19 protein-coding genes, 1 tRNA gene and 1 pseudogene are annotated in these 25,553 nt (G+C 71.2%); 11 read left to right on the top strand and 10 right to left on the bottom strand.

Annotation, left to right across the window (positions count from 1 at the left end; all coding sequences use genetic code 11):
- Positions 1 to 42 precede the first annotated feature (42 nt).
- A complete protein-coding gene (locus tag D1J63_RS17515) occupies positions 43 to 1,629 on the bottom strand; it encodes a PH domain-containing protein (protein ID WP_125629814.1) in 1,587 nt (528 codons plus the stop codon).
- Positions 1,630 to 1,996: 367 nt separating this feature from the next.
- Here D1J63_RS17515 and D1J63_RS17510 point away from each other — a divergent pair, with 367 nt between their 5' ends.
- Positions 1,997 to 3,340: a peptidase gene (locus D1J63_RS17510; protein WP_125629812.1), complete on the top strand. Its 1,344-nt coding sequence runs from the start codon at positions 1,997 to 1,999 to the stop codon at positions 3,338 to 3,340.
- 69 nt (positions 3,341 to 3,409) lie between these two features.
- Here the strand turns inward: D1J63_RS17510 and D1J63_RS17505 are convergent, their stop codons facing one another.
- Positions 3,410 to 4,183, bottom strand: a complete 774-nt coding sequence (locus D1J63_RS17505) for an SDR family oxidoreductase (RefSeq protein ID WP_125629810.1) — start codon at positions 4,181 to 4,183, stop codon at positions 3,410 to 3,412.
- A gap of 67 nt (positions 4,184 to 4,250) precedes the next feature.
- On the opposite strand from D1J63_RS17505, the gene D1J63_RS17500 reads away from it, so the two are divergent.
- Positions 4,251 to 4,886 (top strand): TetR/AcrR family transcriptional regulator, encoded by a 636-nt coding sequence (locus D1J63_RS17500; RefSeq protein WP_125629808.1) that lies wholly within the window; start codon positions 4,251 to 4,253, stop codon positions 4,884 to 4,886.
- A gap of 443 nt (positions 4,887 to 5,329) precedes the next feature.
- Positions 5,330 to 6,160: a DUF2182 domain-containing protein gene (locus D1J63_RS17495; protein WP_125629806.1), complete on the top strand. Its 831-nt coding sequence runs from the start codon at positions 5,330 to 5,332 to the stop codon at positions 6,158 to 6,160.
- 191 nt (positions 6,161 to 6,351) lie between these two features.
- Here D1J63_RS17495 and D1J63_RS17490 read toward each other — a convergent pair whose 3' ends face one another.
- Positions 6,352 to 7,008 (bottom strand): DUF1326 domain-containing protein, encoded by a 657-nt coding sequence (locus tag D1J63_RS17490; RefSeq protein WP_125629804.1) that lies wholly within the window; start codon positions 7,006 to 7,008, stop codon positions 6,352 to 6,354.
- Between D1J63_RS17490 and D1J63_RS17485 the strand changes: the two are divergent.
- Positions 6,981 to 7,658, top strand: a pseudogene (locus tag D1J63_RS17485) (hypothetical protein); the annotation flags it as partial. The gene D1J63_RS17490 and the pseudogene D1J63_RS17485 sit on opposite strands and share 28 nt — an antisense overlap.
- Before the next feature lie 149 nt (positions 7,659 to 7,807).
- Here D1J63_RS17485 and D1J63_RS17480 read toward each other — a convergent pair.
- Entirely contained in the window at positions 7,808 to 8,779 is a 972-nt protein-coding gene (locus D1J63_RS17480; RefSeq protein ID WP_125629802.1) for an SDR family NAD(P)-dependent oxidoreductase, read from the bottom strand.
- A gap of 55 nt (positions 8,780 to 8,834) precedes the next feature.
- Here D1J63_RS17480 and D1J63_RS17475 point away from each other — a divergent pair, with 55 nt between their 5' ends.
- A complete protein-coding gene (locus tag D1J63_RS17475; RefSeq protein ID WP_125629800.1) occupies positions 8,835 to 9,257 on the top strand; it encodes a MerR family transcriptional regulator in 423 nt (140 codons plus the stop codon).
- A 120-nt stretch (positions 9,258 to 9,377) separates the two neighbouring features.
- On the opposite strand, the gene D1J63_RS17470 is transcribed toward D1J63_RS17475, so the two are convergent.
- Positions 9,378 to 9,451, bottom strand: a tRNA-Gly gene (locus D1J63_RS17470).
- Between the two features lie 524 nt (positions 9,452 to 9,975).
- Here D1J63_RS17470 and dcd point away from each other — a divergent pair.
- Positions 9,976 to 10,551 carry a dCTP deaminase gene (gene dcd / locus D1J63_RS17465; protein ID WP_125629797.1) on the top strand — a complete coding sequence of 192 codons (576 nt, stop codon included), beginning with the start codon at positions 9,976 to 9,978 and terminating at the stop codon, positions 10,549 to 10,551.
- A gap of 43 nt (positions 10,552 to 10,594) precedes the next feature.
- A complete protein-coding gene (locus tag D1J63_RS17460; protein WP_030401433.1) occupies positions 10,595 to 11,092 on the top strand; it encodes a phosphoribosyltransferase in 498 nt (165 codons plus the stop codon).
- A 70-nt stretch (positions 11,093 to 11,162) separates the two neighbouring features.
- On the opposite strand, the gene D1J63_RS17455 is transcribed toward D1J63_RS17460, so the two are convergent.
- From D1J63_RS17455 to D1J63_RS17435, 5 genes are all read right to left on the bottom strand, one after another.
- Positions 11,163 to 14,396: an FG-GAP-like repeat-containing protein gene (locus D1J63_RS17455; protein WP_125629795.1), complete on the bottom strand. Its 3,234-nt coding sequence runs from the start codon at positions 14,394 to 14,396 to the stop codon at positions 11,163 to 11,165.
- Between the two features lie 190 nt (positions 14,397 to 14,586).
- Positions 14,587 to 15,531, bottom strand: coding sequence for a Yip1 family protein (locus tag D1J63_RS17450; protein WP_125629793.1), 945 nt, complete (start codon positions 15,529 to 15,531; stop codon positions 14,587 to 14,589).
- Positions 15,532 to 15,705: 174 nt separating this feature from the next.
- Complete coding sequence (locus D1J63_RS17445) at positions 15,706 to 16,941, bottom strand: FG-GAP-like repeat-containing protein (RefSeq protein WP_125629791.1); 1,236 nt, start codon at positions 16,939 to 16,941, stop codon at positions 15,706 to 15,708.
- Positions 16,942 to 17,016: 75 nt separating this feature from the next.
- Positions 17,017 to 18,318 (bottom strand): VCBS repeat-containing protein, encoded by a 1,302-nt coding sequence (locus D1J63_RS17440; RefSeq protein ID WP_125629789.1) that lies wholly within the window; start codon positions 18,316 to 18,318, stop codon positions 17,017 to 17,019.
- A gap of 132 nt (positions 18,319 to 18,450) precedes the next feature.
- The gene (locus D1J63_RS17435; protein ID WP_125629787.1) at positions 18,451 to 20,733 is read right to left on the bottom strand and encodes a (Fe-S)-binding protein; all 2,283 of its coding nucleotides are present in this window, start codon (positions 20,731 to 20,733) and stop codon (positions 18,451 to 18,453) included.
- Positions 20,734 to 21,133: 400 nt separating this feature from the next.
- On the opposite strand from D1J63_RS17435, the gene dnaK reads away from it, so the two are divergent.
- The 4 genes from dnaK to D1J63_RS17415 are packed head-to-tail and all read left to right on the top strand — an operon-like array spanning position 21,134 to position 25,352.
- Positions 21,134 to 22,987, top strand: coding sequence for a molecular chaperone DnaK (gene dnaK / locus D1J63_RS17430; protein ID WP_102931236.1), 1,854 nt, complete (start codon positions 21,134 to 21,136; stop codon positions 22,985 to 22,987).
- Positions 22,984 to 23,658 (top strand): nucleotide exchange factor GrpE, encoded by a 675-nt coding sequence (gene grpE, locus D1J63_RS17425; RefSeq protein WP_125629785.1) that lies wholly within the window; start codon positions 22,984 to 22,986, stop codon positions 23,656 to 23,658. Before dnaK ends, grpE begins: the two co-directional genes overlap by 4 nt.
- 42 nt (positions 23,659 to 23,700) lie before the next feature.
- Positions 23,701 to 24,891, top strand: a complete 1,191-nt coding sequence (gene dnaJ / locus D1J63_RS17420) for a molecular chaperone DnaJ (RefSeq protein WP_102931238.1) — start codon at positions 23,701 to 23,703, stop codon at positions 24,889 to 24,891.
- A 5-nt stretch (positions 24,892 to 24,896) separates the two neighbouring features.
- The gene (locus tag D1J63_RS17415; protein WP_125629783.1) at positions 24,897 to 25,352 is read left to right on the top strand and encodes a helix-turn-helix transcriptional regulator; all 456 of its coding nucleotides are present in this window, start codon (positions 24,897 to 24,899) and stop codon (positions 25,350 to 25,352) included.
- The last annotated feature ends 201 nt before the right edge of the window (positions 25,353 to 25,553 follow it).

Genomic DNA, 25,553 nt, shown 5'->3' with positions numbered 1-25,553 from the left:
ACAGGACGGGAGAAAACGGCCGCGGGATCCGTCCGTTACCGATCACGGACAATTCCGGGGAAGTTCGTGGACAACAGGACGCGTGGCCGGTGCGGACGCCCGCGCGGCGTCCAGTGCGCCAAGGACGCGGCGCAGGTCGCCCGGGGCTGCCGCGAGGCGGACCGGGACGCCCGCGTCGTCGAGTTCGGCGACGTGCCAGCCGCGGGGGACGGTGTCGCCGTCGCCGCCGCGCGGGCGTCGCACACGCCCGACGGTGAGCCGCCGCACCGGGATCGGCCGCGCCGCGAACCGCCCCGGGCCGGGGTGGGGGACGACCGCGGGCGGGCCGTCGCCGAGCACGATGTGGGTGCCGAAGCGGTTCGGGTTGTAGTCGGTGCTCTCCAGGAAGCGCGCGGCGAGGAACACGTCCTCGCCCGTGGACTCCCGGGGCTCCGCCTCGTCCGACGCGGCCGGACGGGGCGCCCGGACGCGGGTCGCGCGCCAGGCCAGGACGAGCAGGCCCGAGGTGCCGGCCGTCCCCGCGGCCGCCCACGCGAGGGGACCGGCGGAGGCCGGCGGCCCCGTCGGGTGGAGGTAGCAGAGCGGTACCAGCCAAAGGGCCGTGGCGGCCAGGACGCCCAGGAACGGCAGCACCGACGGCAGCACCTCGTCGTCGGCGAGCCGACGCCCGCGCCGGTGCACCAGCAGCCGGGCGCCCGGCCAGCCGGCGCCGAGGGCGAGCAGGGCCGCGACGACGGCCACCGAGTCGGCGCCGGTGAAGTGCTCCCGCCAGACGTGGTGTTCCCCGGCGACCACCCTCACCTGCCCCCGCCACAGGGTGAGTTCGACGCGGTCACCGGCCCGGAACCCCTCGGCCCCCTCCTGCGAGACCGTGAGCCGGTCCAGGGGCCGGTCACCGGCGAAGTACAGCCGACTGGCCTGCTTCCCCCTTCCCACCTCGGTCCGTTCGATCACGGCGTCCAGGGACGTCAGGCACTCACCGCGCTCGGCGGACGGCGTCCCGGCGGCGCAGGGGACGGCCGACGTCCACGCCTCCTTCGTCGCCCCGACGACCGGCACCAGCCAGGCGGCCAGCCCCGCGCCCGCGAGCAGCAGGACGCACAGGACCAGCGGCCCGGCGACCCCGCGCCCGGCGGTGTGCCGCGAGATGACGGCGAGGTGGTCCGACTCCGGTTCCCCGTAACGACGGTGCAGCGCCCGCAGCGCGTCCAGTGTCGCGTCGAAGTCCGGCCGGTCCGTCCCGGACCCGGACACCGGCAGGGGCAGCCGCCGCCTCCGGCCGTCGCGCAACAGCATGTCGACGCGGACGTACTGCTCCCCGTACCGCCCGTACTGGATGTGGACGCGCAGATCGGCGACGTCGTGCCACGGCACGCTCCGGCGGCGGCGCAATCGTGAGCCGGAGTGCACGCCGTACGCGTCCGCGCTCACCCGAAGGGTGATCCCGTGGAGGGACGCGACCCCCAGCAGAGCGGCCGACAGCCCGCCGCCCACCCACCAGTCCGCCCACTCGCCCGAGTACACCAGGCGCCCCGCGGCCACCACGGCCCCGACCGCGCCCAGCCCGGCGAAGACCCACAGGGCCTGCGTGTGCCGCGGGCGGCAGATCACTTCCTCGCCGTCGGTCATGTGCGCAGCGTGCCACCGCCCGCACCGCGGCCGCCTGTACGGCACCCGGCAGACTTCCGGCCCGCGAGGCTGCCGGGGACCGGCGGGAGGGCGGCGCGAGGGCCGGGGCCGGTGGGGACGCGGCCCCGGCCGGCCCCCGACTGATCCGGCTGATGACATGCGTCACACAAAAAGTGCGGCCTACGCGGGCAACTGTGCCCATGTGCGCGACTTGTCCGCGTGCCGCCGCGCCTTTTCCGGTACGGCCGCGAAAAGTCACCTGTGGCGGTGATCAAGCAGGTCATACGATCGCGTGGGCGTCGTCCCGCGTGAGCACTCCGCAGGCACGGCGCCCGTCACACCTTTCGCCACCCGATCAGGGGTCCATGTGAAGATTCGCCGTGTTCTCGCCACCGCCGTCGCCGCCGCCGTGATCTCCCCGGTCGCCCTCCTGTCCGCCGCCCCGGCCTTCGCCGACGAGAAGCCCGCCACGCAGCAGACGCAGGAGGCGAAGCCGACGATCGAAGAGCTCGAGCAGGCCGTCGAACGCGCGCAGAAGGAGTACGACGCAGCCGTCGTCGCGGTGAACGACGCCATCACGTTCCTCACCGAGGACATGGCGGCGGACACCTACCCGGCCAAGGCCGCGGTCATCGAGACCGAGAAGGCCGCAACGGCCGCAGCCCAGGCCAAGACCGAGGCCGACCAGGCCGTCCTGGACGCCCGGGCCAAGCTGGAAGCCGCCGCCACCGACGAGGACAGGGCCGCCGCGCAGACGGCGCTGGACGAGGCCGAGAAGGCCGCCGAGGAGGCCGCGGACGCCAAGACCGCCGCCGACGCCAAGGCCACCGAGGCGAGCACCGCCTACGACGACGCCCGCGTGGAGCAGACGCGGAAGATCGGCCTGCTCCAGAAGGCGAAGAAGGAGGCCAAGGCGAAGCTGACCGACGCCGAGAAGGCGCTCGCGGACGCCAAGGCCGCCGCCGAAGAGGGGGAGGAGAACGGGGAGGACGGCGAAGACGGGGAGGAGCCGGTCGCCGACTGCGTCCCCGAGCCCGGGCTCACCGCCGTCGTCACCGGCCTGCCGGACAAGGTCGTCGGCGGCACCACGGAGTCCTTCACCCTCCGCGTCACCAACGGCACCGGCGAGACGATGGACGCGGTGTACCCGTACGTGGGCGTCCACGCCTTCGACGTCAAGGGCCTCAAGGAGCTCGACTCCTACCTGGACCTGGAGTGGTCCACCGCCGCGAACCCGACCTGGCGCGACGCCGACCTGATCGACGCGACCTCGCTGGGCTCCCTGAAGGCGAAGGCCTCCGTCGACGTCAAGCTGCGGCTGAAGGTCGACCCGGACATCCCGGCGGGCCAGGGCGCCGCGTTCGTCACCGCCGACTACGTCAACGAGGACGGCTCGTGCGGCGGTTACCCGGACCTCGACCACCACGAGTTCCAGATCCTCGCCAAGTCCGACGACGGCGGTGACACCCCCGGCAAGGACGACGGCACCAAGGACGAGTCCGGCGACCACACCACCGAGCAGGGCGGCGCGTCCACCACTCCGGTGAACACGTCCGGCGGCAGCGGCAGCGGCAGCGGCGGCGGCTCGCTGGCCCACACGGGTTCCGGCGACGCCCTGCCGAAGGTCGGCCTGGCGGGCGGCGCGGCGCTCGTCCTCGGTGCGGGCGCGGTACTCGTCGCCCGCCGCCGCAGGACGACCACCGAGTCCTGACCGACCCGACCACACCGGCCGGCGCCCCCTCCGGAAGGGCGGCGCCGGCCGCGTCTTTTCGTCCCGCGGTCAGGCGCGCGGTCCGAGAAAGAGGCCACCGCTCGCGTCGATGACCTGCCCGGTGATCCAGCGCGCCGCGTCGGAAGCGAGGAACGCGACCACGTCGGCGACGTCCTCGGGCCTGCCCAGCCGGTCGAGCGCCGTCGTGCCGGCGATGAGTTCCGCCAGGCCCGGTGCTGCGAAGGACGCCCCGTTGGTCGCGGTCCGGGTGGCGCCGGGAGCAACCGCGTTCACTGTGATTCCCCGTACGCCCAGCTCGTTGGCCAGCGTCATGCTCATGGTCTCGACCGCCCCCTTCGTCATGGCGAAGGAGGTCTGGGAGGGGTTGGCCATCCGGGTCGCCACGGACGAGACCGTGATGATGCGGCCGCCGTCGGGGATGAGGTCCAGCGCGCGTTGGACGATGAAGTACGGCGCTCGCACGTTCACCGCGAAGAGGTGGTCGAACTCCCTGCGCGTCGTGGCCCCGATCGGTCCGGCGGGCGCGGCCGCCGCGTTGTTGACGAGGACGTGGAGCGACCGCCCGGCCAGTGCGGCCCCGACTCCCGCGAAGAGCGTGTCGACGTCGTCCTCCACGCCCAGTTCCGCCCGGACGGCGACCGCGGTTCCCCCGGCGCGCTCGATCTCGTCGACCGTCGCTGCCGCACCGTCCTCGTCCGTGCCGAAATGCACGACGACCGCAGCCCCCTTCCGCGCCAACCGGACCGCGATCGCCCGTCCTATGCCGCGCGACGCGCCCGTCACCAGAGCCGTCCTGCCGGTCAGGTCGTCTGCGTCCTTCATGCCCACCCCGCTCATCAGTGAGTGACTACCAATCTGGTAGTCACTATCAGACGGTAAGGTCTACCAGATGGTGGGTCAGCACTCAACACTGCGAGCGCAACGACGAGCGGAGACGCAGCGCACGATTCAGGCGCTCGCGGTCCGGCTGTTCGTCGAGCGCGGATACGACGCCACGACCGTGACCGACATCGCCGAAGCCGCAGGCGTGTCGCCCATGACCGTGTACCGGCACTTCCCCACGAAGGAAGACCTGGTGCTCGTCGACCAGAAAGGCCCGCTCGTCGCCGAGCGGATCGCCGCCACGTCCCCGGCGCAGCCCCTGGTCCGCCGTATCAGCAGTGCGCTGGTCGACGCGGCCGCGGCGCTGACCGACGGCGGTCGCCCGGACGACCCGGCGGCGGGCGACGCGTTCCTGCTCGCCCGCCTCCGCCTGATGATCTCGACGCCTGCCCTGCGAGCCAGACACCTGGACAGCCACTACGCCCTTCAGCAAGCGATCGTCGACGCCCTGGGGGACGAGGTCGCCGATCCCGATGCGGAGTTCCGCGCCCGGGCGGCGGCCGGCGCCTGTCTGGCTGCCATGCACACGGCACTGGTGCGCTGGGCCGAGGACGAAGGGCGGACCGAGCTGCCCGGTCTGATCGCGCAGGCGCTCGTCGCCGCCTTCGGCGCCGATGCCGTCGACATCGGCCCGGCCGGGTGAGGAACTCGCGTCAGCCGGCCGCGTCGGCCGGGCGGAAGACGCGGTTGAGCCGGTCGTCCAGGATCGCGGCGGCCGAGTCGGGACTGCGCTGACCGACGAGTTCCTGACGAAGGGCCGCAGAACGAGGAAAGCCCGTGGCGCGAGAGCGGCGGCTGGCGCCCCGGGTGCATGGCCGGACCCCCGGTCGCCGGGGAGACGGCATGACCGCGCGGGGGCCGTTTCGGCACCGTGGTAGTCGTGGGAACGGGAGGGAAGGCGCACCATGCGCGACTGCTCTTATCGAACTCGCGCTCCCGTTCGGGCAGCGACGGTGCGACCCCCGACCCGGCTCGTTCGGACCTCCCCCTGACGCCTTCACGCTCGTGCAGATGGCGCCCACTGTGCGCGGTGGCGCCGCAGAGGGATGAGTGCTGTCCTGGAGACAACCGCAGGAGTACAAGCCGATGCGTCCCAGCCGGACTTCCGCCCTCGCATCCGCCCGGTCGCCCGCACCGACCGGAGCGGGAGGACGATTGCTGCCGACTCGGGAGCTCGTCCTTGCCTGGTTCCTGATCATCCTCGTGGCGGTGCCCGCCTGGGTGCTGACGATCGGGCAGGCCCGCGGCATGGGGGCCGAGCCCGGCACGATGGGGATGGCGCTGCCGCTCTTCCTGTTGCTGTGGCTGACGATGATGGCGGCCATGATGCTGCCGTCCATGGCGCCGGTGGCCATCACCTGGGTGCGCGGGATCGGGCGACGGTCTTCCGGCAGGACGCGGGCCGCGCGCACCGTCGAGTTCGTGGGCGGGTATCTGCTGGTGTGGACCGCCTTCGGTCTGCTCGCCTACGCCGTCCTGGCCCTCACCGGCGGCCTCGTGGACGACCATCCGACCGCCGGACGCTGGATCGGTGCCGTCACCTTCGTGGTCGCGGGCCTGTATCAGCTCGGCCCCCTCAAAAACGTCTGTCTGCGACACTGCCGCGACCCGATGAGCCAACTGGTGCGCTACGCCGGTTTCCGGCAGCCGGCCCGTGACCTCCGGGTGGGAGTCCATCACGGCGCCTACTGCGTCGGCTGCTGCGCGGGACTGATGATCGTCCTGGTCCCGCTCGGAGTGATGAACGTGGCGGCGATGGCCGGGCTGGCCGTGGTGATCTTCGTGGAGAAGCTGTGGTCCCGTGGTCCGCTGCTCGCCCGGGTCGTGGGCGTCACGCTTCTCGTGCTCGCCACGCTCGCGCCGTTCCAGACCTGGCTGCTCCCCGCCCTGTCGGTGCCGGCGATGGACGGTATGTGACTCACCCGGCGTGCGAACACGGTGCGTTCGCCGACGGGGCGTCGGTGACCGAACGATCCCGCCCGGGCACGCAGAACCGCTGGGGAGAGCACACCCCGAGCAGGAGACAGCCGGAGTGCCTCGTCCGGCACCGGCGTACCTGCGACCTCGGAGCGGCGCGTGCTCTCAGTCAGTCCGTTCAGTCCGCTCCATCAGTCGGGACCGCTCCAGTCGAAGGGGAAGTGCTTACTCGACTTCCCCGAGCGTTCCCAGGAGAAGCCGAACGCGTCGGCGCGGTCGGCGGTGGCCCGTCCCCAGGTGGCGACCTGGCCCGGTCCGACCTCGGCGCCCGGGGCGTTGTGGACCTGGACACGTGCGCCGTCCGGCGTCGTCGGACCGGTGAGCGCCTCGGCGGTGGCCATGACCCGGCCGGGGACCTCGGCACGCCAAGTGGTGAGGTCCTCGTCGATCTCGACGTGAACGGGGGCGAAGTCCATGCCGCGCATCTCGGGGTGCAACATCTCCACGAACCGGGCCGGCCACCCGCCCGCCTCACCGCCGAACACGGCCCCGAGGGCGGCACGCTGCTCCGGGTCGGCCCGTTCGTCGAGGAAGACCGCGGCGTACGGTTCCGAGTGCGTGTCCGTCCACGGGTTGCCCACGAAGGAGCCGAGCATCAGGACGTTGAAGTCGTCGAGCCGTACGTCGCCGTAGCTGCCCTCCCGGATGTGCCAGACCAGCACGCCTTCGCAGTCGCCGTAGGTCGGGGGCTGGGCGAACGTGCAAGGGCACGGTATGGCGCACTTGCACACATCGAACCAATCACCAGCCAGGCGCCAGCGTGTACCGGTGGTTACTTGATCCGTCATCTCGCTTCCCTCCTGCCGAGCTCAAGAGCTCACTCGGAGTGGCGAGACCGCGCGTCCCGAGCCCGCGCCCTGTGACGAGGCGGCCTCCCTTCCAGCCTGCACCCGATGGTCCGGCAGGTAAACAGGAGGGAGAAGCCGCGGAAGCGGAGGCCCCGGATGTGCAGGCTTGTGACGCGGTGTATCACTGCCGAGCGCGCCCGGGTCGTGCCGGCGCCTACGAGCCATGCGAGCGAGGGCCGAATGTTCGACTTGAGCGCGCCGATTGTGACCATGTTCCTCGTGTATGTGGCCGCCATGATCGGAACGGGCGTCTGGACCTACGCCCGCACACAAACGTTCACCGACTCCGCCCTCGGAGGCCGCAGGCTCAGCGCGCCCGTCGCCGCCCTGTCCGCGGGGGTCAGCGACATGGCCTGGTTGTTCCTCTCGCTCCCGGGAGCGGTGCACGCGGCCGGCGTCGGCGCCGTCGTCTCGCTGCTCGGCTGGGGCTGGGCTGCTTCGGCCAGCCGCACATCCTGGCCCGCTTCAACGGCATCCGCAGCGTCCGTGCCATCCCCGCGGCCCGCCGGATCGGCACGCTGTGGGTCGTCGTACTGAGCGCCGCCACGCTCGTCGGACTCGTCGGGATCGCACGGCTCGGCACACCGCTGGCCGAGCCGAACACCGTGTACATCGTCCTGAGCCGAACCCTGCTCAACCCCTGGATCGCCCGGCATCCGAGAACCCCGCCGAGGAGAGCGCACCCGACGTGCTGTGACGCCTGCCGCGAAGGCGTTATGACGATGTCCAGCGCGTGGGTTCACCGGGTGATCGGCTTGGCGCCGGTCACGGCGACGGACAACTCCCAGAGCCGGGCGGCCTCCTCGGAGTCGATGGCGTACGCGCGTACGCCGCCGTCATCCATGGCGGTGCCGGGCGCTGAAACGCGGGCGATGTCGCAGTCCTCCAGGTAGAGCCCGCCGCGGCCGTCGAGGAGCGGGGACGTGGCGGCCCACAGGCCGGTGGCTGCCCCCTGGGAGGGGGTCTTGAAGTCTGCGCCGATCACGTTGCCGTGCTCGTCCACCCACCCGCGGTCGATCTGCTCCTGGAGCGTCATCTCCCGCTGCAGTCCGGTGATGATCTTCCCAGGGTGGAGGCTGAAGGCCCGGACGCCGTCGCCTTGCCCGAGGGCATCGAGGTGCACGGCGAACAGGGCGTTGGCGGTCTTGGCCTGGCCGTAGGCGAGCCACTGGTCGTAGCCGGTGCGGAAGTGCGGATCGTGCCAGCGGATGCCGGTCAAGGTGTGTCCGGCGGAGCTGTTCACCACGACGCGCGCGCCGCCTGCGGCGGCCAGGAGTGGGTAGAGCTCGCAGGCGAGGGTGAAGTGTCCGAAGTGGTTGGCGGTGAGCTGGCCCTCCCAGCCGGGCCCGACGCGCCGTTCCGGGGTGGCCATGACGCCGGCCACGGCCATCAGGAGGTCGAGCCGGTCGATACGGCTGCCGATGTGCGCGGCGGCCGAGTGGACGCTGTCGAGGTCGGTCAGGTCCATGGGGACGACCTCGCTGCCCTTCACCTCCTGGAGAGCGGCACGGGCGACGTGGGGGCGGCGGGCGGGAACGATGACCCGGGCCCCGGCGGTTGCCAGCGCCCGGCTGGTCTCCAGGCCGAGCCCGGAGTAGCCCCCGGTCACTACCGCGGTCGTGCCGGAGAGGTCATGGTCGGCCACGATGTCCTCGGCGGTGGTGGCAGCGGAGAAGGGCGAGCCGAGCGGCTGCTGATCGGTAAGTGGCATGCCGCCGACGCTACGATCTAGAGCGAGGTCTAGATCAAGTCCAGGAGTGAGCGGCATGACCACCACCGAAGCCGCCGAGCAGCCGCTGAGCATCGGTGAGGTGGCCGAGCGGACCGGACTGAGCGTGCACGCTCTGCGCTTCTACGAGCGCGAGGGCCTGCTCGTCGGGCCCGTCCGGCGCACGTCGGGCGGCAGACGGCGCTACACCTCTCTCGATGTCGACTGGCTCCTGATCTGCGTCAAGCTCCGCGAATCCGGCATGCCGCTCGCCGACCTCAAGCACTTCGCCGAACTGGTACGCCACGGACCGGGCAACGAGGCAGAACGCCTGCGCCTGCTCGACGCCCACCGCCGGCGCGTCGACGCGCAGATCCAGGCACTGGAGGAGTGCCGATCCGTCATCACTTGGAAGGTCGGCGTCTACGCCGAGCACCTCGCACGCGGCGAGGCCGGCGGGCTCTGGGACCCGACCGCCTGAGGCAGGCGTGGACAGCCGCGTCGTGGCTCCCGTTCCAACACCGGTGCCGCGACCGCAACGCAGGGCGCCGCGGGACTGGACAACAAGTAAGGCCCAAGTCGCTGACTTGGGCCTTCTTTATGGAGCGGGTGACGAGAATCGAACTCGCGCTCTCAGCTTGGGAAGCTGATGTTCTACCATTAAACTACACCCGCGTAAGACGCCGACCACGGCCGGTGTCTGGACGCTCGGTCACTCTACCCCATGCCCGGCCCCCGGTGTTCGCACCGTGGGGCCGGTGGTCGTCGGGGGGTGCGGATGCGGCTGCGGGGGGCCGGGGTTGGGGCGTACGGTGAGGGCTTCGGAGAGGGTGTGCGTGAGGGCGGAGTGCCGCCTGGAGAGTCGTCTCTTTCATCCCGTACTGTGGCTTTTGTCGTCAGGGTAGTAAGCCAGACGCGGCTCTTGGGGAAGGGACTTGAAGGACTTGATGGAGCGCACCGTCGTCCGCTGTGCCGATGGGCACGTGTTCACCGCCACCTCGTTCCCGATGCAGCAGGCCGAGCGACTCGGCCCCGGCCGGCTCGTCCGATGTCCGCGGTGTGCGCGGCTGCGGAGCGCCGTGCCCGTGGGTGCGCAGAAGAGGTAGCGAACAGACGCGGCAGCACAGACGCAGAGCGGTTCGGGCGCGCGGCGCGGCGGCGGTTGTCGTTGCTCCGCGCGCCTTGCGTATCCTCGGTGCGTGCTTCTCTCAGACAAGGACATCCGGGCCGAGATCGACGCCGGTCGGGTGCGGATCGATCCGTTCGACGACTCCATGGTGCAGCCGTCGAGCATCGACGTGCGCCTCGACCGCTATTTCCGGGTGTTCGAGAATCACCGGTACCCGCACATCGACCCCTCCGTCGAGCAGGTGGATCTGACCCGGCTCGTGGAGCCGGAGGGCGACGAGCCGTTCATCCTGCATCCCGGTGAGTTCGTGCTGGCCAGTACGTACGAGGTCATCACGCTGCCGGACGATCTCGCCTCGCGGCTCGAGGGGAAGAGTTCGCTCGGGCGGCTCGGTCTCGTCACGCACTCCACCGCCGGGTTCATCGACCCGGGCTTCTCCGGGCACGTGACGCTGGAGCTGAGCAATCTCGCGACCCTGCCCATCAAGCTGTGGCCGGGGATGAAGATCGGGCAGCTGTGCATGTTCCGGCTCACCTCGCCGGCCGAGCACCCCTACGGCAGCGAGCGTTACGGGTCCCGCTACCAGGGCCAGCGGGGGCCGACGGCCTCCCGGTCCTTCCTCAATTTCCATCGGACCCAGGTGTGAGCGGCCGGGGTATGAGCAGCAAGAACGCAGGCGGGACGCGCGCATGAGTGATGTTCGGGAGAATCTGACCTACGAGCAGTTCGGCGTCGCCGTGCGCGAGCTGGCCCAGGCCGTCGCCGACGACGGCTACGAGCCGGACATAGTGCTGTCCATCGCGCGCGGCGGTGTCTTCGTCGCCGGCGGGCTCGCGTACGCGCTCGACTGCAAGAACATCCACCTCGTGAACGTCGAGTTCTACACGGGCGTCGGCACCACCCTCGACATGCCCGTCATGCTCGCGCCGGTCCCGAACGTCATCGACTTCTCCGACAAGAAGGTCCTCATCACCGACGACGTCGCCGACACCGGCAAGACGCTCAAGCTGGTGCGGGACTTCTGTCTCGACACGGTCGCCGAGGTCCGCAGCGCGGTGATCTATGAGAAGTCGCACTCCCTCGTCCAGTGCGAGTACGTGTGGAAGCGCACCGATGACTGGATCAACTTCCCGTGGAGCGTCCTGCCGCCCGTCGTGCGGCGGGACGGGCAGGTGCTCGACGCCTGACGGCCGGAGACGAGAGAGGGGCCCTCGGCGTGACCGCGTCGCGCCGAGGGCCCCTCTCTCCGTGCTCGGGTCAGTACAGGCCCTTGTACGTGTTCCAGCCGCCCGTGCCCACCAGCACCCGGCCGCCGTACGTACCGTCTCCCGCGGACGCGTACCGCCACAGCTTCCCGGCGGTGTCCCGGGCGAGCAGGTCGGTGCGGCCGTCGCCGGACAGGTCGCCGGTGCCGGCGAGGGCCGAGTAGACGTTCCAGCCGCCGCCGACCCGCTCCCGCCTGGTCACGCTGCCCGCCGCCGTGCCGTAGTACCGCCACAGCACACCGGCGGAGTCCTGCCCGAGCAGGTCGCCCCGCCCGTCGCCGTTGAGGTCACCGGCGCCGGTGATCCACTTGTACAGCTTCCAGTTCGCCTGGATCCGCACCCGGGTCTTCAGGTGGTGGTCGGCGGTGCCCGCGTAGAAGTAGATGTCGCCGGTCGTCCGCTGGCGGGCGATCAGGTCGACGAAGCCGTCCCCGTTCATGTCGCCGGGCGACGTCAGCTGGTCGTACTGCCCCCAGCCCTTGCCGATCAGCGTGTACGGCGACGAGGCGCCGACGACCTTGCCGCAGCCGGGGCGGTAGGCCCGCAGCTCGTCGCCGACCCGTACCAGTACGTCCGCGCACCGGTCCCCGTCCACGTCGCCGACGGGCACGAGCACCGAGCCGGCGGGGAACGCGCCGGACGACCCCGCGATGCGGGACGAGACCCCGCCGGTTCCGTTGCCCCGGTACATCGACACGGCACCGGCGCCGTCCACGGCCAGCAGGTCGCCGAAGCCGTCGTCGCCCGCCAGGTCCCGCCAGACGGCGGCGCCGCCGGTGACCGGCACGGTCCCGGAGACGGACAGGTCGGACCCGGCGCCGTCGGCGGGCTTCGCGGTCAGCGTCCAGGTGTAGGCGCCGTTCGGGACGGGGGCCCCGGCCGCGTCCCTGCCGTCCCAGGAGGCCGAGAGCACGCCGCGGGCCTCGCCGCCGGACACGGTGCGCACGGTCTTGCCGCTCGCCTTGTTCCTCAGCGTCAGCGACCAGGAGGCGGCGGGCTTGGACAGCCACCAGCGCGACGTCCACTTCGCCCCGGCGGCCCTGAGGTCCAGGGCGGGTGTCGTCTCCGCGTCGATCACGGCGATCCGGGAGGCCGGGACGCCCGACGGGACGATCCGCACCCGGCGGTCCGCGCCGATGTAGGCGACGTGGCCGCCGAAGCGGTCCACCGTCCAGCCGGCCCGGCGCACGGTCCGGTCGCCCAGCTCGGCGGCGCCGACGATCACGCGCCGGGGCAGGTCCGCCTCGGTGGCGCCGGCCGGCAGGCCCTCGTGCAGGTCGACGAGGGTCAGACCGGTCGTGTCCGACTGGCGGACCAGGTAGCCGTCGCCGAGGAGCGTCTTGTCGGTGCCGAGCCGCACCGTGCGCTTGGTCTGACGGTCGTAGACGCCGCCGCCCGGGTAGTTGGGCCAGGAGTCGTCGCACTGCCAGTACACCCAGCGGCCCACGGCCTGGAGCTCACGGGGCACGCACCCCGCGTCGAAGGTCTCGCCGGCGGCGTTCGTGGACAGGTTCTTCGCCGTGACCGTGGTCGGCAGGTCCAGGCGCACGTCGTACCAGCTGCCGGTGGCGCTCCACAGGGTGTCGCCCCAGACGGCGGCCGCGACGACCTCCCGCTTCTGCAGGACGTCGCCGGTGTCGCCGTCCCTGAACCGGAGGACGGCCTGCGCGCCGCCCGACGCCTCCTCCACGATGCCGTACCGGCCGGACAGGTCGACGAGTTCCGGGCTGTAGAAGCCGGAGGTCACCCGCGGGCCCCAGGACTCGTCGCCGTTGGCGTAGAGCATGGTGACGCCCCGTTCGGTCGCGGTCTCGCGTCCGTGGTGTCCGTCTCCGCTCGCGAACATGGTCACGCAGTAGCCGTACTCGGCGCCGCCGCAGTCGCTGTCGCTGCCCGACACGAGGCCGTCGACGGTCGAGTTCAGCTCCTCGGGGCGGCCGGAGGTCTTCAGCCAGGTGCTGCGGTAGGCGCCGACGTAGGTGTGCGGCATGAAGAGCTTGGAGTCGTCGGCCGTGGTGAGGATGCCGCTGCCCAGCGAGATGCCGGCCGGGTCGGCCTCCCGGTCCTCGATGTCCGCGACGCGCTTGCGGGTGACGGTGCCGTCGGCGGCGGGCGTGAGGAGGTAGTACCCCCAGTCGAGCGGGCCGTAGTCGGTGTCCTTCTCGGCGCCGGTCACCAGCAGCGAACCGTCGGGCGTGCGGTGCACCGAGGGGGAGGCGACGGTCAGCAGGGACTTCCAGTTGCCCTCGGCGTCTCTCAGGGTGAGCGCGTTGCCGCGGTACTCGTTGTTGCCGCCGTTGGGCGGGGTCACGGTGGCGAAGGCCCCGGCGAAGGGCACGGCGACGTCGTCGTACGCGTACACCTCGCGCAGGTCCAGGGTGGTCGGCTCGGCGTCCAGGTCGTCCCGGCGGTACACCTGGGCGGCGTCCTGCTCCGGGGCGCCGAGGTGGTAGACGGTGTCCTGGTCGAACCAGACGCGCTCGCCGTGCGTGGAGAGCGTCTTCAGGGACCCGGTGGCGAGGTCGACGACCCACCACCCCTGGGACATCCTGGTGTCCTCCCACTTGATGGCGCGGACGGCCACCGACCGGGCGTCGCCGCTGCTGATGCTGAGATGCCACCCCTCCGGCAGCCCCTCCAGCTTCCGGTCCCGCACCTCGCCGTTCTCCAGGCGCAGCAGGTGCAGGCCCGTCGCGGCGTCCTCGGTGCCGGTGCGGGTGATGACGGTGTCGCCGTAGGTCGCGACGTACGTCTGGCCGTCCGGGACCGGGATCGTGACGGTCGGGCCGTCGCCGGCCCGCTGCTGGAGCGTCACGTGCGGGGACGGGGACGCCGCGTAGAGGGCGACGGTGTCGGAGCCGTGGCCGAAGTCGCCGGGGTACCGGTCGAAGCGGAAGTCGTCGACGTCGTAGCTCAGCGGCTCGGGCAGCCGGTGGTCGAGGACGGTCGTCGCGCCGGTGGCGTAGTCGATCCAGCGGAGGCGGTCGTCGCCCTCCTGCGCGGTGAGGAAGCCGGTCTCGCCGGCGTTCAGGACGAGGGTGGCGCGGGGCACGAAGCGCGCGCCCGGGCTGACGACGACGGGGTCGGCGGACGCGGCGGGGGTGTCGGCGGCGGCCGTCGCCGTGGCGGTGCCGATTCCGGCGGTCACGGCGAGCGTGACGGTGAGAGCGATACGGCCGAGCGCACGCCGACGGCGCACGGCCCGCTTGTTCAGCGGACGAATCACGAAAGGAGTCCCTCCCCAGGGCGGTCACGCAGGGGGGCGTTTCACGTGTTCGCCGCTCGTCCCGCGTGAGCAGGCCGACAGTAGCAGGAGGTGATCACGGTGCGGCAGGGGAAGGGCCCCGGTGCGATGCGCACCGGGGCCCTTTCGCACGTCTTCGACTGGATCGTGCCCGGCTTCCGTACGGCTGCGGCTAGAACGTGCCCAGCTTCACGATCGACAGCAGGGCGATCAGCTGGATAGCGGACGCGCCGAGCGCCTTGGGCCAGGGCAGGTCGTGGGAGCGGCTGACCATCAGGGTGAGCAGGGCGCCGGCCGCGACCCAGGTGGCCCAGCCGAGGATCTGCACGAAGGGGGCGTCGCCGCCCGCGAACATGGCGACGACCAGGCGCGGGGCGTCGGTGAGGGACATGATCAGCATGGAGAGGCCGACCGTGGGCTGCCAGGCGCCGTCGCCGCCCAGCTGGCGGGCCAGGGTGTGGGTGACCACGCCGAGGACGAAGGCGCTGAGCACCAGCGCCACCGCCGTGGTCAGGACGATCGGGACGGCGTTGGAGAGGGTGGCGTTGATCGCCTCCTCGCGGGCGCCGTCGAAGCCGAAGACCGCCAGCAGGCCGTAGAGGAAGGTCACGATGAGCGCCGGGACCCACATCGCGTAGTCCCGCATCTGGAGGAAGGTCTGGTTGGGCGCGAGGATCACGCCCTTCAGGAGGTCCTTCCAGTGCAGGCGGGGGCCGACCGGGCCGGGCGCGGGAGCGGAACCGGCGCGGTAGGTGTCGCCCTGGTTGTAGGGGTCGTCGACCGTGAACGCCTGGGTGTGGCCCGGGTTGTTGGCCGCGTACGGGTCGTACGGGGCCTGCTGGGGATGTCCGCCGGGCCCGTAGCCGCCGTCGCCGAAGTACTCCGGCTCGCCGTGGCCGCCGGCGTGACCGCCGCCGGGCGCCTGGGGCCACGGGGATCCGCCGGGTGCCGGGCCGGGGGCGCCACCTCCGTACGGCGGCTGCGGGTACGGCTGCCGAGGCGTCGCCGGGCCGCCGTACGACGGTCCCTGGGGCGCCTGCTGTCCGTACGGGGGGCGTTGCGGTCGCGCGTTTGGAGCGCCGTTGTCCCGGCCGCGTCCGATCCTGAATCCAGCCACGCCTTCGAACGTACCTGGTCCCGGAGAGTGACGTGCGGGGCCCGGCCGTTCGGGGGTCCTTTGCTGCCGAGCTGTGACATCCCTTACGGGGGTTGACCGGGGCGTCCCCTAGGGGCCGTACGGCGACCGTACGGCCCCGGTGGGCAGGTGCTTGGGGGCCAGAAGGCGCGTTCGTCAGCAGAAGGCGGTGAAGCCCCACCAGCCGTCCTGGAGGCGCCACGCGTCTCCGAGGCGGCCGTCGCCGCGGCCCGCGTAGGTGATCTGCCAGCCCGCGCCGTACGAGGAACCGCCTTCCCTGTAGCTGTCGTTGGTGACGGCGATGAGGTCGGGGGCCCCGGCGACGGTGAAGTCGCCTACGGCCAGGAGGTGCCCCATGGCGTTCCAGCCGCCGGTGCCGATGAGCCGGCGGGTGCCGAGGGCGCCGGTGGACGTGCCCGGGTAGAGCCAGAGCCTGCCGGTGGACGCCTCACGGGCGTACAGGTCGGGCCGGCCGTCACCGTTGGTGTCGCCCATGCCGACGAGGGCGTTCATGGCGTTCCAGCCGCCGGTGCCGATGAGCTTGCGCGAGCCGAGGGTGCCGGTGGAGGTGCCGGGGTAGAGGTACAGCTTGCCCGTGGACTTCTCGGTGGCGACCAGGTCGGAGCGGCCGTCGCCGGTGAGGTCGCCGAAGGCGGTGATGGTGCGCATGCCGTTCCAGCCGCCGGTGCCGATCAGCTTGCGGCTGCCGAGGCTGCCGGAGCCGGTGCCGGGGTAGAGGTACAGCTTGCCGGTGGCGGTCTCCCGGGCGATGACGTCCTCGCGGCCGTCACGGCTGAAGTCGCCGTGCCGGGTCAGGGCGCTCATGCCGTTCCATCCGCCGGTGCCGATGATCCGGCCCGGCTGGCCGCTGCCCGGGCTGAACCACAGTCGTCCCGCCCGGTCGCGGCTGACGACGTCGGACCGGGTGTCGCCGTCCAGGTCGCCGAAGTCAGGGGTGCCGGAGGTGGCCGATGAGGCCCAGGACGGGTAGTCGTGCACGTCGCACTCGTGCGGGTCCTGGACGAACTTGATCGAACGGATCACCGAGGAGTTTTCCCCGTAGTACATCCATGCCTCGCCGTCGGCGCGCTCCGTGTACCAGAGGTAGCTCGACCGGTCGTAGTTCCGCTCGGCGTACAGGCAGGCGTCCGCGGTCTCGCGGTTGTTGGTGTACGAGTGGATGTCGTCGGCCCAGCGGCCCAGGTCCGCGACGTTCTTGTTCGTCTTCCACATCGTGCCGTCGGCGTCGTCGCCCGTCCAGGCGCAGAAGTAGCCCTTCGGGCAGTCCTCCACGTGCGCGGCGGCCGGCGCGGCGTTCACGACGGCCAGTGCGGAGCCGGCCAGTACGAGGCCGGTGAGCGCGGAGACGGCCCGGGTGAATCGGTTCGTCATGTGTTGTTTCCCTCCCCTGTGGTGCGGAGGCACCCTAGCCGTGCCGCGCACCGCCCGTGACGCCGGGTCGGTCACCTACGGGGTCAGGAACTGCGACGTCGAGAAGGCGACCGCGGGCTTCGCCGTCACCACGTCCTTCGCCGTGCCCCGGTGGACCTCGACGGTGTCCTCGGTGTCGCCCCGGTGGGTGCGCAGGACCAGGTCCGCCAGGCCGTCGCCGTCGAAGTCGGCGGCCGTCAGCACCCGCGTCGTACCGGCCGACGCGGGCCGCACCGTGACCGCGCCCCGTGTCGTGGGGCCCGTCGCGCGGCCGGGGTACACACGTACCGCGGAGCCGCTGGAGACCAGTTCGCTCAGGCCGTCGCCGTCGAAGTCGGCGGCGTCGAGCAGGGAGCCGGGGGTGTCCAGACCGCCGCGTGACGCGGTGGGGAGGTCGTAGCGCAGCGCCGTGGTGTCCGGGGTGCCCACGGCCGCGTCCAGCGCCTTGCCCTTGCCGAAGGCGCCGAGGGCGACGTCGACGCCCGTGGGCAGGGTGACCCCGGTGCGGGCCGGGCCGTCGGGACCGCCGAGGACGACGGCCGCCTTGCCGGGGCCCGCCGAGGTGCGGACGACCAGGTCGTCGTATCCGTCGCGGTTCACGTCGGCGGCGGGGCCGGTCGGCGCCTCGCCGGGGGAGGGGAGGGGCGCGCCGGCCTTCCGGGGGGCGCCCTCGCGGGTGAAGGGGCCGCGCAGGTAGCTGAGGCGGCCGGCCGAGGCGTGGACGACCAGGTCCTCGGCGCCGTCGCCGTCGAAGTCGCCGCACACCGGACGCTCGGGCCAGTCGTTGCCGTACCGGGCCCGGTCGGGGATGGTCAGCGGGACCGCGCGGCCGGCCAGGCCCGACGGGGAGCCGAAGAGGAGCTGGAGCGGGACCGGGGGGCGGCCCTGGCCGTCGTAGGGCGGGTCGGTGGTGACGACCAGGTCGGTGAAGCCGTCGCCGTCGAGGTCGCAGCTCGCCTCGGCCTCGAAGACGGCCGGCAACTGGCCGTCCACCGGCGCCGCGTACTTCTCGGGGCCGAGCAACTGCCGGGCTCCCGGTACCAGTCCGCGGGGCGAGCCGTAGACCACGCCGATGCCCGCGTCGTCCGCGTGGCTCTCCGCCGTGACCAGGTCGTCGAGGACCAGGTCGCGGTGGCCGTCGCCGTTGAAGTCGTCGGGGACCTCGCTGCCCCCGCCGCGCGGTACGGGGAGCAGGGCGGGGGCGTCGGCGGCGCGTACGGGGGTGGGCGCGGCGGTGTCCTCCGCCGCGGGCGCCGGGCCGTGGCCGCAGGCGGCGAGCAGCAGCAGGCAGCCGACGGCGGCCGTGCCGGTCAGGGTGCTTCTTCGCAGGCGCCGCACCGTTCACCTCGTCCGTATCGACCCGTACCACCATTACCGACAACGACCGGGTAATGATGCACGTGTTCGACATACGGCGACACCCCCGGGTCCGGGAGGGACGCGGGGGTGTCGGTCGAGCGGGGACGGCGGTTACTTCACCGGCTCCGGCGTCGGCTCGCTCTCCGGCTCCGGCTCGCCGGTCGGATCGGCCGGGGTCTTGACGGAGTCCAGCAGGAGCTGGGCGACGTCGACGACCTGGATGGACTCCTTGGCCTTGCCGTCGTTCTTCTTGCCGTTCACGGAGTCCGTGAGCATGACGAGGCAGAAGGGGCAGGCGGTCGAGACGATGTCGGGGTTGACCGACAGGGCCTCGTCGACGCGCTCGTTGTTGATGCGCTTGCCGATCCGCTCCTCCATCCACATCCGCGCGCCGCCGGCGCCGCAGCAGAAGCCGCGCTCCTTGTGGCGGTGCATCTCCTCGTTGCGGACGCCGGGGACGGCGGCGATGATCTCGCGCGGGGGCGTGTAGATCTTGTTGTGGCGGCCCAGGTAGCAGGGGTCGTGGTAGGTGATGATGCCCTCGACCGGGGTGACCGGGAGCAGCTTGCCCTCGTCGACCAGGTGCTGGAGCAGCTGGGTGTGGTGGATGACCTCGTAGTCGCCGCCGAGCTGCGGGTACTCGTTGCCGAGGGTGTTGAGGCAGTGCGGGCAGGTGGCGACGATCTTCTTCGCCGACTTCGGCTTGCGGGACTCCTCGGTGACCTTGCCGTCGTCGTCCATCTCCTCGCCGAAGGCGGCGTTGAGGGTCATGACGTTCTCCATGCCGAGCTCCTGGAACAGGGGCTCGTTGCCCAGGCGGCGGGCGGAGTCACCGGTGCACTTCTCGTCGCCGCCCATGATCGCGAACTTGACGCCCGCGATGTGCAGCAGCTCGGCGAAGGCCTTGGTGGTCTTCTTGGCGCGGTCCTCCAGGGCGCCGGCGCAGCCGACCCAGTAGAGGTACTCGACCTCGGTGAGGTCCTCGATGTCCTTGCCGACGACCGGGACCTCGAAGTCCAGCTCCTTGAGCCACTCCAGGCGCTGCTTCTTCGCCAGGCCCCAGGGGTTGCCCTTCTTCTCCAGGTTCTTGAGCATCGTGCCCGCCTCGGACGGGAACGCGGACTCGATCATGACCTGGTAGCGGCGCATGTCGACGATGTGGTCGACGTGCTCGATGTCGACCGGGCACTGCTCGACGCAGGCGCCGCAGGTGGTGCAGGACCACAGGACGTCCGGGTCGATGACGCCCTGCTCCTCGAGGGTGCCGATCAGCGGACGCTCGGCCTCGGCCAGCGCCGCGGCAGGCACCGAGGCGAGCTGCTCCTCGGACGCCTTCTCCTCGCCCTCCATCGTCTTGCCGCCGCCGGCCAGCAGGTAGGGGGCCTTGGCGTGCGCGTGGTCGCGCAGGGACATGATCAGGAGCTTGGGGGAGAGCGGCTTGCCGGTGTTCCAGGCGGGGCACTGCGACTGGCAGCGGCCGCACTCGGTGCAGGTGGAGAAGTCCAGCAGGCCCTTCCAGGAGAACTGCTCGACCTGGGAGACGCCGAAGACGTCGTCGTCGCCGGGGTCGGTGAAGTCGATCGGCTTGCCGCCCGAGGTCATCGGGAGCAGCGCGCCGAGGGCGGTGCCGCCCTTCGCGTCGCGCTTGAACCAGATGTTGGGGAAGGCCAGGAAGCGGTGCCAGGCCACGCCCATGTCGGTCTTCAGGGCGACCGTGATCATCCAGATGAAGGAGGTCGCGATCTTCAGGCCGGCGAAGAAGTAGACGAGGTTCTGGAGCGTGCCGAGGTCCACGTCCTGGAGCGCGGAGACGACCGGGTACGAGATGAAGAACGACGCCTCGTAGCCGTCGACGTGGTGGAGGGCGCCCTCCAGCGCGTGCAGCATGAAGATGCAGACGCCGACGATGAGGATGACGGCCTCGACGAAGTACGCCTGGCCGAAGTTGGAGCCGGCGAAGCGGGACTTGCGGCCCGGCTTGCGCGGGTGGGACAGCTGCCGGATCACGATCAGGACCAGGATGCCGATCACCGTCATGGTGCCGATGAACTCGACGAAGACGTTGTACGGCGCCCAGTCGCCGATGACCGGCAGGATCCAGTCGGCCTGGAAGAGCTGGCCGACGGCGTTGACGATGGTCAGCAGCAGGGAGAAGAAGCCCACCGCGACGAACCAGTGCGCAACACCGACGATGCCCCAGCGGTTCATCCGGGTGTGGCCGAGGAACTCCCTGACCACGGTGACGGTGCGGTCCACGGGGGCGTTGGTCCGTGTTCCGGCCGGCACCGGCTGGCCCAGCCGCATGTAGTTGACGATCTGCAGGACGGCGCGGCCGAACAGTGCGACGCCGACCACGATCAGGACCAGCGACACGATGATCGCGGCGAGTTGCATTTGGGGGCTCCTCGGGCCTGCGAGGTTACGAGGGGGCGGTGATACGTGCGGTGATACTCGGTATTACTAAGCGGTAACTTAATCAGTCCGTTCGAGACTACCCCCATCCTCTGCCGCACTGTAGTCGGACGTGCGGTGATCTGCGTCGCTGAGGCGACCCTGACCCCGATGTGTCCCGGGTGCCCGGTGGGGCAACCGGAGGGCCGGACGGTGCGCCCCTTCGGGTGGCGATTTTTCCGGTTCGTCGTACCCCGTGTGCCGAGAAAGTGCAGGTCGGGGCGCCGTTGCGCGTAAGGAACGGATAAGAGTTGAGTCTGCCCGGCTCACCTCTGTTGACCCGATGCCGGGCGTCATGCACACTTGAGCCTGTTCCACTCAAGTCAGCTGGAGGTTATTCACCATGGCACGTGCGGTCGGCATCGACCTGGGCACGACTAACTCCGTCGTCAGCGTTCTGGAGGGCGGCGAGCCCACCGTCATCACCAACGCCGAGGGCGCCAGGACCACGCCGTCCGTCGTCGCCTTCGCCAAGAACGGTGAGGTGCTCGTCGGCGAGGTCGCCAAGCGCCAGGCGGTCACCAACGTCGACAGGACCATCCGCTCGGTCAAGCGCCACATGGGCACCGACTGGAAGGTCAACCTGGACGGCAAGGACTTCAACCCGCAGCAGATCAGCGCCTTCGTGCTGCAGAAGCTGAAGCGGGACGCCGAGTCCTACCTGGGCGAGAAGGTGACCGACGCGGTCATCACCGTCCCGGCGTACTTCAACGACGCCGAGCGCCAGGCCACCAAGGAGGCCGGTGAGATCGCGGGCCTCAACGTCCTGCGCATCGTCAACGAGCCGACCGCCGCCGCGCTGGCGTACGGCCTGGACAAGGACGAGCAGGTCATCCTGGTCTTCGACCTCGGTGGCGGCACGTTCGACGTCTCGCTGCTGGAGATCGGCGACGGCGTCGTCGAGGTGAAGGCCACCAACGGTGACAACAACCTCGGTGGTGACGACTGGGACCAGCGTGTCGTCGACTACCTGGTCAAGCAGTTCCAGTCCGGCCACGGCGTGGACCTGGCCAAGGACAAGATGGCGCTGCAGCGCCTGCGCGAGGCCGCCGAGAAGGCGAAGATCGAGCTGTCCTCGTCCACCGAGACCACGATCAACCTGCCCTACATCACGGCGTCCGCCGAGGGCCCCCTGCACCTGGACGAGAAGCTCACCCGCGCCCAGTTCCAGCAGCTGACCTCCGACCTGCTGGAGCGCTGCAAGACGCCGTTCCACAACGTCATCAAGGACGCCGGCATCCAGCTGTCCGAGATCGACCACGTCGTCCTCGTCGGCGGTTCCACCCGTATGCCCGCCGTCGCCGAGCTGGTCAAGGAGCTGACCGGCGGCAAGGACGCCAACAAGGGCGTCAACCCGGACGAGGTCGTCGCCATCGGCGCCGCCCTGCAGGCCGGTGTCCTCAAGGGCGAGGTCAAGGACGTCCTGCTGCTCGACGTCACCCCGCTGTCCCTCGGTATCGAGACCAAGGGCGGCATCATGACCAAGCTGATCGAGCGGAACACGACGATCCCGACCAAGCGCTCGGAGATCTTCACCACCGCCGAGGACAACCAGCCCTCCGTGCAGATCCAGGTCTACCAGGGCGAGCGCGAGATCGCGGCGTACAACAAGAAGCTCGGGATGTTCGAGCTGACCGGTCTGCCGCCGGCGCCCCGCGGCGTCCCGCAGATCGAGGTCGCCTTCGACATCGACGCCAACGGCATCATGCACGTGACCGCGAAGGACCTGGGCACGGGCAAGGAGCAGAAGATGACCGTCACCGGCGGCTCCTCGCTGCCGAAGGACGAGGTCGACCGGATGCGCCAGGAGGCCGAGAAGTACGCGGAGGAGGACCACGCCCGCCGCGAGGCCGCCGAGTCCCGCAACCAGGGCGAGCAGCTCGTCTACCAGACGGAGAAGTTCCTCAAGGACAACGAGGACAAGGTCCCCGGCGAGGTGAAGACCGAGGTCGAGTCCGCCGTCGCCGAGCTGAAGGAGAAGCTCAAGGGCGAGGACACCGCCGAGATCCGCACCGCCACCGAGAAGGTCGCCGCCGTCTCGCAGAAGCTGGGCCAGGCCATGTACGCCGACGCCCAGGCCGCGCAGGCCGCCGGCGGCGAGGCCCCCGGCGCGGGTGCCCAGGCCGGTGACAAGGCCGACGACGACGTCGTCGACGCCGAGATCGTGGACGACGAGCGCAAGGACGGTGCGGCGTGACCGAGGAGACCCCGGGCTTCGACGAGAAGCCCGACGTCCCCTCTGGCGCCACCCCTGACGCCGCCGAGCCGCAGGCCGCCTCCGAAGAGGGGGCGGCCCCGGCCGGGGACGCAAGTGAGAACGCGGGCCTGGTGGCCCAGCTGGACCAGGCACGTACGGCGCTCGGCGAGCGCACGGCGGACCTCCAGCGCCTCCAGGCCGAGTACCAGAACTACCGCCGCCGGGTCGAGCGGGACCGCGTCGCGGTCAAGGAGATCGCCGTCGCGAACCTCCTGTCCGAGCTGCTTCCCGTACTCGACGACATCGGCCGCGCCCAGGAGCACGGCGAACTGGTCGGCGGCTTCAAGTCCGTCGCGGATTCGCTGGAGACCGTCATCGCCAAGATGGGCCTCCAGCAGTTCGGCAAGGAGGGCGAGCCCTTCGACCCGACGATCCACGAGGCCCTGATGCACTCCTACGCACCGGACGTCACCGAGACGACCTGCGTGGCGATCCTGCAGCCCGGGTACCGGATCGGCGAACGCACCATCCGCCCCGCGCGGGTGGCGGTCGCCGAGCCGCAGCCGGGCGCCCAGACGGTCAAGCCGGCCGAGGACGCCACCGACGCGCAGGACGCCGAGGCGAAGGACAACGGCGGCAACAAGGAGAGCGGTGGCCCGGACGAGGGCTGAGCTCGAAGTGACACGTAGGGCGCGAGAGGAGGGACGTCGGGGATGAGCACGAAGGACTTCATCGAGAAGGACTACTACAAGGTTCTCGGCGTCCCCAAGGACGCCACCGAGGCCGAGATCAAGAAGGCGTACCGGAAGCTCGCCCGCGAGAACCACCCGGACGCCAACAAGGGCAACGTCAAGGCGGAGGAGCGCTTCAAGGAGATCTCCGAGGCCAACGACATCCTCGGTGACCCCAAGAAGCGCAAGGAGTACGACGAGGCCCGCAGCCTCTTCGGCAACGGCGGCTTCAGGCCGGGGCCGGGCGCGGGCGGCGGCACCTTCAACTTCGACCTGGGCGACCTCTTCGGAGGCGGCGCCCAGGGCGGGGGCCAGGGCGCCGGCGGCTTCGGCGGCGGCCTCGGGGACGTCTTCGGCGGCCTGTTCAACCGCACCGGCGGCTCACCGGGCGCCGGCACGCGCACGCAGCCGCGGCGCGGGCAGGACATCGAGTCCGAGGTCACCCTCAGCTTCATCGAGGCCATCGAGGGCGCGACCGTGCCGCTCAGGATGTCCTCGCAGGCTCCCTGCAAGGCCTGTTCGGGCACCGGCGACAAGAACGGCACGCCGCGCGTGTGCCCGACCTGCGTCGGCACCGGCCAGGTCGCCCGGGGTTCGGGCGGCGGCTTCTCGCTCACCGACCCGTGCCCCGACTGCAAGGGCCGCGGCCTGATCGCCGAGGACCCCTGCGACGTCTGCAAGGGCTCCGGACGCGCCAAGTCCTCGCGGACGATGCAGGTCCGCATCCCCGCCGGGGTCTCCGACGGGCAGCGCATCCGGCTGCGCGGCAAGGGCACGCCGGGCGAGCGGGGCGGTCCGGCGGGCGACCTGTACGTGGTCGTGCACGTCAAGGAACACCCCGTCTTCGGCCGCCGGGGCGACAACCTCACCGTCACCGTACCGGTCACCTACGCCGAGGCGGCCCTCGGCGGCGAGGTCAGGGTCCCGACCCTGGGCGGTCCGCCCGTCACGCTGAAGCTGCCGGCGGGCACACCCGGCGGCCGGACCATGCGGGCCCGGGGCAAGGGCGCGGTCCGCAAGGACGGCACGCGCGGCGACCTTCTGGTCACCGTGGAGGTGAGTGTTCCGAAGGACCTGACGGGGAAGGCTCGTGAGGCGCTGGAGGCGTATCGCGAGGCGACCGCGGACGAGGATCCGCGGGCGGAGTTGTTCCAGGCCGCGAAGGGAGCTTGACGGGAATGGACGGTCGTCGACGCAACCCGTACGAACTGACCGAGGACACCCCGGTCTACGTCATCTCGGTGGCGGCCCAGCTCTCCGGACTGCACCCGCAGACGCTGCGGCAGTACGACCGCCTCGGCCTGGTCTCCCCGGACCGCACCCCCGGCCGCGGCCGGCGGTACTCGGCCCGCGACATCGAACTGCTCCGGCAGGTGCAGCAGTTGTCGCAGGACGAGGGCATCAACCTGGCCGGAATCAAGCGCATCATCGAGCTGGAGAACCAGGTCGCCGCCCTCCAGGCGAGGGCGGCCGAGCTGGCCGCCGCGCTCGACGGCGCGGCCACGGCGATGCGCCAGCGCGAGGCCGCGGTGCACGCGTCGTACCGCCGTGACCTGGTCCCCTACCAAGAGGTACAGCAGACCAGCGCGTTGGTGGTCTGGCGTCCCAAGCGCCACGGCCAGTCCCCGGACTGACCGGGACCGGCAGGCGGCACAAGGGAATACGGCATCGACAGCCCCGGAGGACCACCCCGTCCTCCGGGGCTGGTTCACAACGGTGCTGTCTCATTGGTCTAGTACTTCTTGACGATTTGGTGAAGACAGCGTTGGCTTCCTTCACCGGGGGTCGCCGGGGCCCCAGGGGGCACCGGAGCCACTTGGTCCGCTCGGGCCACC

It is taken from the genome of Streptomyces sp. KPB2 (genome assembly GCF_003950055.1).
Classification (GTDB): Bacteria; Actinomycetota; Actinomycetes; order Streptomycetales; family Streptomycetaceae; genus Streptomyces; species Streptomyces salinarius.
This window is presented reverse-complemented; position numbering and strand designations above follow the sequence as displayed.